Raw genomic sequence first — 13,596 nt, 5'->3', positions numbered from 1 at the left:
TCATGTCCCGTTAGAATTCATCCTAATTCATAACGGAAATCCCTTTGCCGAATAAGCTCAAGGACTATTTCTTCTTTAGTTTCTTTCCTACTTCTTTTAGGATTTGAACACTTTCTTCAGGGACATTACCTTCCCCATCGGGCCCAATGTTTAGCAAGAGATTTCCTCCTCTTTCATTAATTTCCTTGAGCTGGTTATAAACTTTATCAGCGCTTTTCCAGTTATGATCCTCTTTTTTAAATCCCCATGAATCATTCATGGTATAGCATGCCTCCCAGTAGTGATCCAGTACATCTCCAGGATGTTCCTGCTCCGGTGTTCCAAAGTCTCGTTTAAACTGAGCTCGTTTGGCCACTCGGTTATTGATAATGATCGATGGTTTCAACGCACGAATGTATTGGTACAAGTCCTCGCCAGTTTCCATATCCCACCAATTCACCCAATCGCCATCAAACCACAAAATCTCGGTATCATACTTTTCAACCAATTCACGGATTTGATTTTTCATATAAGCGATGTATTCTTGCTTTTTTTCAGGAATCATAGCCACCTGGCCCCAACGATTCCATCCATCTTTTCCTGAATCATTGCGATGTTGCGAAGGGTGATGCCAATCAATAATACTGTAGTACGTTCCGAACTTGATTCCTTGCTTTTTACAGGCATCAGATAGTTCCTGAATCAAATCACGTCCTTTCATGGGAGAACTGGCAATATCAAAATCGGTATACTCAGAATCCCACAAGCAAAAACCTTCATGGTGTTTTGTGGTAATCACCAAGTATTTCATGCCGGCCTTTTTAGCTAAACGTGCTATTTTATCCGCGTCAAAATGCTGTGGATTCCAGGTATCAATTAACCGGGCATACTCTTCCCGTGAAATATCAGCCGATGATTGAATCCATTCGGCATAGCCCTTAACTGTTTTTCCATCATAAATTCCCCCAAGCTGACTGTACAAGCCAAAATGTATGAACATGCCATATTTGGCATTGGTAAACCATTCCATTCGTTTTTGAAAATCAGCATCAGATTCTTCCAGGTAATTCACTTGAGCCCAAAGTTTACCCGATAAAGAACCGAGCACAAGCGCTACAAGGAGTAGTCGTTTTTTCATTTTTGTAGTATTTAAGTTGGTTTAGAAAATCAATCTTTAATTCGTCAACAAAATAGTGAATTGTTATTTCTGGTCACAAAAACACGATAATAAATACGGAAAAACAAGAATTCTTCCTTTACAAATACCGACGACCTCGTCCAATTCCCTCATGCTTAAAACTATTCATTGACTTGCTGTATAAAATCGCTTGGTAATACTCCATATTCCGTTTTAAAACACTTCGTGAAGTAGGACGGATTATTAAATCCTGTCTGAAAAACGACCTCACTAACTGTATACTGTCCTGAAGCCAACATTTGCGCTGCTCGTTTCAATCGCAAAAGACGAATAAAGTGATTAATCGACAAACCTGTCAAAGCCTTGATTTTTCGATACAACTGATCTTGGCTTACCTTCATCTCATCGACTAAACTTTGAACCGTAAAATCAGAATCATTGATATGTGCCTCGATAAGCTCAACAACCTGCTTCATAAATTTTTCATCGACAGATGAAGGAGCAACTTCTGTATTTTTCAGGTCAGAGAGCAAGAAACGCCTCTTGATCAGTTCCCGATGTTCAATTAAAGTACGTACCCGGGTTAACAGTAACTTGCTATTAAAAGGCTTTTCAATATATTCATCAGCCCCACTATCAAATCCCTCAATCCGATCTTCCAATGCATTTTTTGCCGTTAAAAGAATAATCGGGATATGAGAACTATTCAAATTGGATTTTATCTTTTTACACACCATCAAGCCATCCATATCCTCCATCATAATATCACTTATAACCAGATCAGGGTGTTTACGAGCGACCAAGCTCAGACCTTCTTTCCCATTTATTGCCGTATAAACGCGATAGTTCTTCTCCAAAATATCTTTCAGGTAATCAAGAATATCCTGATGATCATCAATAACAACCAAGACCGGCTCTTTTTTAAAGCCATCCTGCTCTATGCTCTCTTGATGTTCAACATTTAAAGAAGATATGGATGTTTGAAAACTATATTCCTCATATTGCCCCTGGACCTTGCCCCGCGGAAATATAAGTGTAAACTGGCTCCCTTTTCCCAAGCTACTTTGTACCTCAACACTCCCTTCATGAAGATCCATATAGCGTTTCACCAGATTTAATCCAATCCCCGTGCCTAGAGACTTTCCCGAAGGTTTCAGTTGATAAAAGCGATTGAAAATATTAGGAATTTCATGCTGAGCCATTCCTTTTCCTGTATCACAGATCCGAATAATCACATTTGTATCATCAGTGCGGCATTCAACAAGAATACTTCCATAGGAAGGTGTAAACTTAATTGCATTCGATAATAGGTTAAACAATATCGATTCCAATTTTTGAGGATCTGCGACCAATATTATAGAGTCTTCCGGACAAACCAAATCAAAATCAATTTTCTTTTGTTTCGCTAACTCATTAAACTGACTATAGACATGGTGCAAAAATACACTCAGATCAGTCTGTTTTAACTCCAGTTTCAAATTATTTGTCTCAGCTTTTCGGAAATCTAGAATTTGATTAATTAATCCCAAAAGCATTCGGGCATTTTTCAACATACGTTGAAGTGTTTGTTCCACCTTATCATTAAACTGTTTGCTTTCCAACATTTCCTCCAAAGGTCCAATAATTAAGGTCAGAGGAGTGCGTAAATCATGTGAAATATTGGTGAAGAAAACAGCCTTTTGTTGATACAACTCATGTTCGCGTTCCTGCTTAATTCGTTCAATTCTCAACTCTTGCCGAATTTTCACACGAATATTGAGCTCACGTATGATCCAATAAATAATACCTACCACAATAATCACATAGATACTCCAAGCCAAATTGGTCCCCCACCATGGTTTTTCTTTAATCAGTACCAAACTTCTCTCGTCTGACCAAAGGTTATACTCATTGGCTGCTTTAACCTTAAACAAATAACGCCCTGGTGGAACATTGGTATATACTGCTTTTGCTGATTTGCCTGGCAAAACATTCCAGATTTCTTCAAACCCCTCAAGCATGTAACTGATTTTCTCTTTCTGTGTTTTCGAAAAAGACAGGATATTCATACGAATTGAAAACGTATGGCTAAAATGAGGAATGATCAAAGTATCGCAATAATTCAGCCGCTTGTCTAAAATCATTTTGTCAGCAAGCTTAATTCCCGGCTTCACCTCTTGATCGAGTATTTTCAAGTCTGATAAAATTATTTTGGGCTCACTCCCCATATTTATTTCATGATCAGGATCAACTTTTAAAACTCCTTCATCGCTGGTTGCTAGCAGCACATTTTCTTTTTTATTGTATACGATGGAATGAAATGCATGATCGGTTAGCATTTCTTCAGAATATCCATTCTCAGGATTCACCTTATAAATTCCATTATAGCTACTCACCCAAAAAGCACCTTGTTGATCAGTTGTCATTCCCGTTGTAATGCATCCACTTAAAATAGTCAGCTTTTTAGCTTTTTGTGCTGCTTCATCATAATACCCCATGCCATTGCGTGATAAAATCCATAACCGTCTGTCGGCGTCCAAAAACAAGGATTCAGGCTTCAGACGTTCTGTTTGGCCGTCAAACCTATCGAAATGAAGTATGGATACTGGCTCCCAAGTCTCAGAGCATTCAACTCGAAATAATCCATTTTGCAAAGAAGCGACCCATATCATATTTTTAATGGAGTCTATTAATATAAAACGAATATCGATCTGTTTTTTGGCTAGAACAATTGGTTCCAGTTGCTGTTTCTCTTTACAAAAACGTTGCAAGCCATTCTTAAAACACCCAATCCATAAGTTCCCATTTGGATCTGGAAGTATTGAATAAATACGATCATCGGCCAACCTAGCCAAAGCTTTTTCCATATGTGGCAAGGCTTCCAGGGTTTGGGCATTGTAGACCTTAACTCCACGCCCCCAGGTTCCAACATACAAATAGTTATTGTCTGACGTCTGATACATGGAAGATATCGACTGGAGTTCCGGACTATATTTTTCCTGCACAAAGCTATTTTCATCCAATCGGTAGCTACATAGTCCATTTCCATGCGTTCCGACCCAATATTCATCATCCGATTTGTTTTGTAAACACCAGATTATGTTCGAGTAAATATCATTCTCATTTTCCTGATCATAAATGAAAGCATAATTCTGCTTTTTCAAATCTAAATGATTAATTCCTCCGAACCAGGTTCCTATCCATAGGTTTTCATCTGAATCAATTAAAGATGAAAGAATATAATCTGAATTAATCCCATTGCGTTTGTTGTTGGAATAATTTATCTGCTGAATTGTTGATTTTTTTTGGGGATTAATCGGTACTTTAAATAAACCATTTCCTTCGGTCCCCACCCACAAATTCAATCCATGTGCTGAGATCGTTCGAACAATACATCGTTCCAGACAAAAAGGCTCATCCAGCGTCATTTCACTATTATAAGACAAGTCCATATAATTGCTCAGACGATAAATTCCCTTTTCTGTTCCCACATACAATACTTTATTTTTCTCAAATAAAGCATAAACACAGGCTATTGACCTTAAGCTTAAAGGCTTATCTACAATAAAATCATTCCCAATCTTGCGAACGCGGTATATTTCGCCTTCATCTGTTCCAAGTAAAATTTCTTTATTCAAAGCTAACAAGGAATTAATCCTGGCTTTTGGTAAATTATCAACCTGTACCAAATTCAGAGGATTTCCTTGTTGAATCGCACAAATGAGTTCTTTCCCGTCAAGACAAAACAATCTTCCATCATCACTTCCAATCCATACCCGGTGTTGCTCATCCATGGTTGCTACCACTGCTGAAAAAAAAGGAAATCCGAAAAACTCTTTCAATGAGATAATCTGTTCTTCAAACTTATTATAGACAAACAATCCTTTCTCAGCTGTACCAATCAATATATATCCGGGAGCAATGGGAGTAACCAAATTAACTTTATTCGTAAACCCATCCGTATTGTATTGGTTGAAAACAGTAAACTTAGTTCCATCAAAAATATTCAAACCAAGATTTGTACAGGCATAAATCAAGCCTTCATCATCCTCGGCCAGATAATCAACATTGTTAAATGACAACCCATCGATCGTTCGATATTGAATAAAACTCAGTTCTTCAGCATATCCAACCGATGGCACCAATACAATAAACCAAAACAATAAAAAAGTTAAGCTCTTTTTATCCATCATGTATTTCGGGGTTTATCTGCTAAAAGTAATACTTTCTACATAGGCAAAATGACTTACACCGAATCTATATTAGAATATTCCGAATTTGTATTAGTCCTCCGAAAAACTACAAAAGTAAGCCCGATTCCTTTGTAACAAGGAGATTGCTCTTCTGATAGCTTTGTGAACGATTATTTTATCTAAAATGAAAAAGCTTATGAAAAATTTTTTACTAACAGTAAGCTGTCTGCTGTTGTTTATTTTATCAGCTAGTGCCCAAAATTTAAAAATACAGGGTACTGTAACCGAGGAGGGCGGCAGTCCTATTCCGGGAGCAAATGTTGTACAAAAAGGAACCACTAACGGAACGATAACCGATTTGGATGGTAATTTCACACTTGAGGTTAATTCTCCTGAAGCAATTCTTCAGCTTTCATTTATTGGGATGAAAACTGAAGAAGTTAAAGCGAGTAGTATTCAAGAGGCTCCTGTTGTTTTAAAAAGTGATGTATTTGGCCTTGAAGAGGTTGTTGCCATTGGATATGGTACAACAAAAAAGAAGGACCTTACAGGCTCCGTTTCCAGTGTAAGGCTCGAAGATTCCCCAATTGCCATTGTCCCTAACATCAATCCCATGCAAGCTCTCCAAGGAACAACTCCTGGACTTAACATTGGGCAGGTCACAAGCGCTGGAGCATCTCCGAGTCTGCTAATTCGCGGACAAAATTCGTTAAATGCCAGCAACAATCCATTGGTTGTCGTTGACGGTGTTATTTTCCATGGAAGTATCAATGAGCTCAGCACAAATGATATTGCTTCTATTGATATTTTAAAAGATGCCAGTGCTGCTGCCATTTATGGTTCTCGTTCCGCAAACGGAGTAATCATTATTACCACAAAAAAAGGAAAGTCGTCCAAACCAACGATTAACCTAAACGTTTATACCGGAATTCAAAACTGGACCACAAAACCAGACATGCGCACTGGTGATGATTTCATTCAATGGAGGCGCGATAACAAGAAAATCAGAGGGGCTGAAGATCTTGATTTGGAAGATATTCTATGGCCTTTGGAGTTGAAAGCTTACCAGGAAGGACATCAGATCAACTGGATGGATGAAATTTCGCAAACCGGTGTCCTGCAAAACTACGAAGCCAGTATTTCAGGAAAAACTGAAAAAACTAATTACTATGTTTCCGGAACATATGTTGACCAGCAGGGAGTTGTTGCCAACGATATTTATGAGAAATATGCAATCACTTCTAAAATAGAGAATACAATCACTGACTGGCTGTCTTTCGGCTTAAATTTCTACTATGCAGCGCGCGATTATTCAGGTAAATCTCCTGGCTTGTACGAAGCAACTTATATGAGTCCCTTTAGCTACAAATATGTTGATGGTTACGAAAATCAATTGCAGCGCTTCCCTTCAGGCAGCACGTCCTTACTTAACCCTTACTGGGGAAACCCCGGTTCTGGAGATATTCGTCTTGCTGATGATATGAATAAGAACTATAGCTTAAGAACAACAGGGTTTGTAGACATTAAGGTTCCCTACATTAAAGGACTAAACTATCGTGTCAATGTCTCAGAAAACAGACTGACGACAAAAACAGCAAATTTTGCACACGAAAACGCCTACATCAATACACTCATTGAAGACGACATTTTAAATCCTTCAAAATTCTTAAATAAAGCAAACGGGTGGAAGAAAATTGAGACAACCAGAAACTGGCTGATCGACAATATTCTCACCTACAATTTCCATGTCAAGGATCACAAGGTTGATATGCTTTTAGGCTATACCCGCGAGCAATACATCCGAGAAAATGTTCGGTATGCAGCCAGCGATTTTGAGGCAACCGGAACAACTGTTTTAGGCTGGAATGGGTTATCATTAGGGAACAGTGAGAAACGAAGCGGTAGTACCGACTACAGGCAGGAAAGCAATGTTGGGTACATCGGGCGGCTAAACTATTCCTTCCGCAACAAGTATCTCCTAACCCTTAATTTCAGACGAGATGGCTTTTCTGGCTTTGCCCCCGGACATAAATTTGGAAATTTTCCGGGAGCCTCAATTGCATGGACAGTTAGCGAAGAAAATTTCATAAAAGATAACTTCCCAATGCTTGACTATGTAAAGCTTCGTGCATCATACGGAAAAAATGGAAATCAAGGTATCGCTCCTTATGCAACTATGGCAAGTGTTAGCACAGGAACAACAATTTTTGGAGACAGCCCTTTCATTTATTCCTATCCATCTGCACTAGCCAACAAAGCACTAACCTGGGAAACAACCTCAGCCTTTAACTTTGGATTAAACTTTTCCATTTTTGATGGTAAATTATCCGGGAGCCTGGACGCCTATAAAAGTCAAACAACCGACCAACTGCTTACCCGATACCTTCCAATCATGACTGGTTACGGCAGCATAACAACCAATCTGGCCCAAGTTGATAATACAGGAATCGAATTTTCGCTAAAATCAACTAACATTGATCAGGATCATTTCAAATGGGAAACCGGATACTCATTCTGGAGAAACAGAAGTGAACTAGTCAGCCTATATGGATTGGATAGTGATGGAGACGGCGTAGAAGACGACGATATTGGTAACGGGTGGTTCATTGGAGAAGAGCTTGGAGCTATCTATGACTATACAGTGGAGGGCATTGTACAGACTGAGGACACAGAATACATCAATCAATTTGGGTTTGCACCTGGCGACTTAAAAATAAGGGATATTAATGGACGTGACGATGAAGGCAACCTGACGGGGCAACCTGACGGAGTTATCAACTCTGCTGATCGTTCAATTATTGGTTATCGTACTCCCGCATTCAACATGAACCTATCCAACACCCTAACTTTCCGAAACTTCCAACTCTATTTCGACATCAACTTTATTGCCGGAGGGAAAAATCGCTACCTGGGAAACAACAAATATGGACTTAACCCAGGACAGATTATGCCGGAAGTTGGAAACTGGCTAAACGATGAATACTGGATGCCGGATAACCAAAGCACTAAAAATCCAAGACCCAATTATGGAAATCCTTTTGGATATGGCTTTTACCAATCAAGAGAGTTCGTTCGCTTACAAAACCTCACGCTAAGCTACACCTGCCCTGAAGAAATAACGAATCTATTAAATGTCAGTACTCTGAAGATATTTGCTAGCGGAAAAAACTTGTTTACACTGACCGATTGGACCGGGCTTGATCCAGAGACCGGTGGAACTATCGGAACTTCAAACCCGGCATTACGCATAATCACCCTAGGAGCAAATCTAAGTTTCTAACCTCAATAAAAGAACAGAATTATGAAGATGAATCAATATACACTAACACTATTGACAGCCATCCTGTTGCTATTTGCCGGCTGTAGTTCAGATGAAGATTTTCTGAACGAAGAAGCCAAGTCATTTCTGACAACAGAGAATGCTTATTTAAATAAGTCTCAGTTTGAAATGGCCATAGGAACGCTGCACCGCAACGTACAAACATTCTACAACGCTGGAGACGGCGAGGGAGACATTTTTCCTTTAGGACTCGGTACTGATGTATGTTTTTCCCCTAGAGATGATCAAAAAGTTTTTAACGACTGGTCTCAAGTTAACGAGTTTGAATCACTATCCAGCCGTTGGTATTCCTGGCAATATGGCATTATTAAAGTAGCCAACACCATTATTGAAGGGGTAGAACGAGAAGAAGTTAAATGGAACGGTGATGAAGAAAAGAATGCGATTGCCGCCGAAGCACGCTTCTTCAGAGCATTTGCCTACCGCAACCTAGCCCACTTGTATGGAGGTGTTCCCCTTGTTGATGCTCCGGTTAATGAACCTAAAGTTGATTTTACAAGGACTCCGCGCGAAACAATATGGCAGTTTGCGAAAACAGATCTGGAATTTGCAAGCACACACCTTCCAATAAAAACGGCAATTCCAGGGCGAATTGTTAGAGCTGCTGCCGATCACTTATTAGCCGAAATCAACATTTGTCTCAAAGATTATGACGGTGCCATTACAGCGGCTTCAAGAGTCATTGATGGTGAAGATGGTGATTATCAGCTTATGACATCGCGCTTCGGAGCCCGTGCTTCTGAAGTAGGGAAAAACGTTTACTGGGATCTATTTCGCATAGGAAACCAGCAATACCAGGAAGGCAACAAGGAAGCCATTTGGGTAGCACAAATGGAATATAACACTCCCGGAGGAACGGTCAACTACGGGCGTCCTTTAATTGAGCGGATCATGCATCCATCGTGGTGGCGTCTTACAAAAGCCGGATACTCGGGTGTTGCTCAGGATAGTACTGGCCGTGGGGTGGCCTTTGTGAGACCAACAAACTACACCAACTATAAAATCTGGAAAAACGCCGCTCAAGATATCCGTAATTCTGAAACTTGTATCAAACGTAAGTTCTATTTTGCTGGAGATGCTGGCGAAGGAGCTAAGCTGGGGTATCAAGCTGGAGACTTAATCCCTGAATCATTTTTAACGAGCCTTGAAGATACCATGCAACTAATCTATCCTGTTTGGTGGAAATTTGGCACTGATAAACACCTTGATGCCAAACCAGACAATGGTTATGTGCGAGATTTCTACGTCATTCGTTTAGCCGAGACTTACTTACTCCGCGCCGAAGCCTACTTTGGAAAAGGAGACAAAGACAAGGCAGCGGCTGATATTAATACAGTAAGAGCGCGTTCTTCGGCAACACTTATAGAAAGTGCAGATGTTACCCTGGACTACATCTTAGATGAGCGAGCTCGTGAACTATTTGGCGAAGAATACCGTACCTTAACACTTTGTCGGTTGAACTTACTTTATGAACGCACCAAAAGTTATGGACATCTGGCTGCACAAAAAACGGTTAGCCCACATAACAACCTATTTCCAATCCCACAATCGGTGATTGATAGAAATACAGGAGCTGTACTTGAACAAAATCCTGGATATTAATCCAGACTACTTTATCATTCTCTAAAAATAAGGAGTCAGCACATCAAAATGCTGGCTCCTTCAATAAACTTCAGACACATAAAAACGACCTGAATCATGGTTAAATTAGCTCGATTCTTTGCTCAAGCAACTACAAGTATCATTATCCTGTGTAGCACGAATGTTCTGCCAAGTATTGCCCAAAATCAATCGTCCGATTTTTTCGCAGAGATTGGAAATAAAATCCAAAATGAACGCTACAAGCTGCTTGAAGAAAAAACACCTCCGGTTTTACCCGATATTTTCCTTCCTTTCGACAGGAACAACAAGAATAAATTTGTTGTCACAACTCCTCAGCGCACTCCGGCACAAGTAAAAGAACAACTTCAGCAAGCTCGCAATACCTACCTCCCATTCATGAAAGAGTTAGCACCCAAAATTACGAGCCATCGAAAAAGAATACCATTGAAGAATTTTCAATGGAGACAGGAAACAGCAGAAGATCAAAAAAATTTTATTGCCACTTTACAGGGGAAAGGAACTTGGGAGCAAGTAACCGTCCCTCATTTTGACGCTCCATATGGAAGAGCCGTCACCTACTACTTTAAAGAACTTAACATTCCTGAAGAAACTCTAAACGGTCAAGAACTTTTCCTATGTTTTAAAGGAGTGGATTACAAAGCCAGTGTTTTTCTGAATGGTGCTTATGTCGGATCACACGAAGGCTTTTTCGCACCATTTGAATTTAATGTTTCCAAATTTGCTCAAGCTGGCAACAATACCTTATTGGTGAAAGTTGAGAATGACTACACAACAACCGGCTTTGTTGCAGCAGGAAAAGAACGCATATTTGGTGATAAAATATACGGAGTTACCGGATTAGGCTATGATAATTTCTACGATGGCGGACACCAGTGTGCTGCCGGTATGGGGATTTATCAGGATTGTTACCTGGAAACACGCAACGCCATCCACATTGATGATGTTTTTGTCCGCCCGCTATATAACGAAAGCATGGCCGAATTAAGGCTTCAAGTCAATAATTATAATGAAAAACGCCTTCCTGTTACGTTTCAAATTTCAGTTTTTGGCCAAAACTTTGAAGCTACCGTACTAAAAGACTCCCTCATTATTCCTTCTGCCCTGCATATCCCAGGTATTGGAGATTTGGAAAAACCAACCGATTGGGAACAAAGCACTATAAAACTAGGTTATGGCGTTAATTATTTCTTTTACAAAATTCCAATGAAAAATTTTCGTTCGTGGAGTAACGAAACTCCTTGGCTTTATCAGGTACAAGTAAAAGTTCTGAACGAAAATCAGCAGGAGACAGACACTTACACACAATCTTTTGGTATGCGTTCATTTAAAATGGATACTGTTTCACGCCCCAAAGGACGACTCTACTTCAACAATGAAAAGATTCGCTTGAGAGGAGCAAATTCCATGGGGTTCCTGCAGCAAGATGTCTACAAAAAAGATTGGGACCAGCTAATTGATGATCTGTTACTTGCCAAGGTTTGCAATATGAACTTTATCCGCTTAACACAACGCCCTGTACAACCCGAAATCTATGAATACGCTGACAAACTAGGAATAATGCTCCAAACAGATTTCCCTACTTTTGGTGGCATTCGTTACAACCAATGGGAAGAATGTGTTCGGCAAAGTGCTGAAATGGAACGCCTGATCCGAAACCATCCCAGCAACATCATGGTTACATACATTAACGAACGCTTCCCCAACGGAGAAGGACATCCTCATCGCAATATGGCTCAACCCGAAGAATACTTTGCCCTTTTTAGAGCAATGGATGAAGCCATTCATAAAGAAAACCCCGATCGTGTTATCAAAAAAAGTGATGGCGACTATGATCCCCCCACTCCAGGATTGCCTGACAACCACTGCTATAATACTTGGTACAACGGGCAAGGTCTGGGAATTGGTAAGCTGGTACGCGGCTACTGGCAGTGGGTAAAGCCCGGCTGGTACTATGGCTGTGGTGAGTTTGGAGCAGAAGCACTTGATCCTGTGAAAACCATGTATAAGTATTATCCGAGAGAATGGTTGCCCAAAAACAAAGCAGACGAGAAAAACTGGACAGCCAACCGCATTTATGCGGCCCAAACCCATAAGTTTCATTACATGTGGTACAATACCCAATATTCCCTGAAAGATTGGGTCGAAGCCAGCCATGACCATCAAGCCTGGGCGCTTGAAACCGTTACCGAAGCCTTCCGTCGCGATACCAACATGGTCACTTTTGCCATGCACCTATTTATCGATGCCTGGCCTGCCGGTTGGATGAAAACTATTATGGATGTTGATCGCAATCCCAAAAAGGGTTTTTTTGCTTACCAGGAAGCATTGAAACCAACCATAGTATCATTACGCGCCGATCGACATCACTTTTGGAGTGGCGAACAAACCAAGTTTGAGACTTGGATATGTCACGATCCGAACACCGTACCTCAGGATTATGTGCTGAAGTATCAACTGGAACACAATGGGCGAGTAATATATTCCGGACAATCCGCCACCGATATCCCGGCAAATAGTTCACGTTTTCAGGGCTATATTTCGTTTAAAACTCCTGTGGTGAACAAACGAACAACATATCAGTTGCGAGCAGCACTTTTTGATAAAAACGGCGAGCTGATTGATGCAGTCGTGAATAATATTGATGTTTTCCCAACCCAAAGCTCATCGGAAAACAAGAAAATTACCGCAATGGGAAACACAACCACACAAGCTCAATACATCTTAGAAACATTGAAAATTGAGAATAACAAAAACTTTTCTTCCTCCGATATTATTCTGATAAATGACTTTCAGTTATTTAGCAATAATAAAGAAGAATTTGAACGGCTTGCCCAATCAGGCAAACGAATTATTCTTTTTGATATTCCTGTTGGGACCCACCAGATTGGAGGAACTGAAGTCATTGTGCAAAACACCTCAATGGGAAGCTACTATTTTGCTTCGCCACAAACTGGTCATCGTTTTACAAAAGATGCCGAGCCCTTCGATTTCAGAATGTGGTATGATGAAGAGGCCGAATACATCATGCCATTCTTAAATAAAATTGTTATTGCTGATAGATGGAATCCCATACTCTCAAGCGGGAATACCAATTGGGTGGAAGACCAAGGAAAAGCAGCGGCAGTAGCAGAACTGAAATTAGGCAAGGGTGAAATTATAATTTGCGAATTGAATTTAAAAAGTAAATTACAAACTAATCCTATTGCGAATAATTTTGCAAAAAAACTATTGTTTCAAAAATAGACCTACTACTATAAAAATAAATGAATCACCGTATAGCTTTGAATTCTTATTCAAGGGTATACGGTTTTAAACAATTCACATTGAACTTATTTCATCGTACG

5 protein-coding genes are annotated in these 13,596 nt (G+C 40.0%); 3 read left to right on the top strand and 2 right to left on the bottom strand.

The genetic code is table 11. The annotated features are described in order from the left end of the window. Positions 1 to 64: 64 nt before the first annotated feature. Complete coding sequence (locus tag ACRD6K_RS16105) at positions 65 to 1,117, bottom strand: alpha-L-fucosidase (protein WP_430974100.1); 1,053 nt, start codon at positions 1,115 to 1,117, stop codon at positions 65 to 67. Positions 1,118 to 1,278: 161 nt separating this feature from the next. Next, on the bottom strand, positions 1,279 to 5,289 hold the full coding sequence (locus ACRD6K_RS16100; RefSeq protein WP_430974099.1) for a hybrid sensor histidine kinase/response regulator transcription factor: 4,011 nt from the start codon (positions 5,287 to 5,289) through the stop codon (positions 1,279 to 1,281). Between the two features lie 196 nt (positions 5,290 to 5,485). On the opposite strand from ACRD6K_RS16100, the gene ACRD6K_RS16095 reads away from it, so the two are divergent. The 3 genes from ACRD6K_RS16095 to ACRD6K_RS16085 all read left to right on the top strand — a co-directional run bounded on the left by ACRD6K_RS16095 (position 5,486) and on the right by ACRD6K_RS16085 (position 13,495). Further along, a complete protein-coding gene (locus ACRD6K_RS16095) occupies positions 5,486 to 8,569 on the top strand; it encodes a SusC/RagA family TonB-linked outer membrane protein (RefSeq protein WP_430974098.1) in 3,084 nt (1,027 codons plus the stop codon). A 21-nt stretch (positions 8,570 to 8,590) separates the two neighbouring features. Beyond that, positions 8,591 to 10,231, top strand: a complete 1,641-nt coding sequence (locus tag ACRD6K_RS16090; RefSeq protein WP_430974097.1) for a RagB/SusD family nutrient uptake outer membrane protein — start codon at positions 8,591 to 8,593, stop codon at positions 10,229 to 10,231. 96 nt (positions 10,232 to 10,327) lie between these two features. Continuing rightward, positions 10,328 to 13,495, top strand: coding sequence for a glycoside hydrolase family 2 protein (locus ACRD6K_RS16085; protein ID WP_430974096.1), 3,168 nt, complete (start codon positions 10,328 to 10,330; stop codon positions 13,493 to 13,495). The last annotated feature ends 101 nt before the right edge of the window (positions 13,496 to 13,596 follow it).

It is taken from the genome of Sunxiuqinia rutila, assembly GCF_050589705.1.
Lineage (GTDB): Bacteria > Bacteroidota > Bacteroidia > Bacteroidales > Prolixibacteraceae > Sunxiuqinia > Sunxiuqinia rutila.
This window is presented reverse-complemented; position numbering and strand designations above follow the sequence as displayed.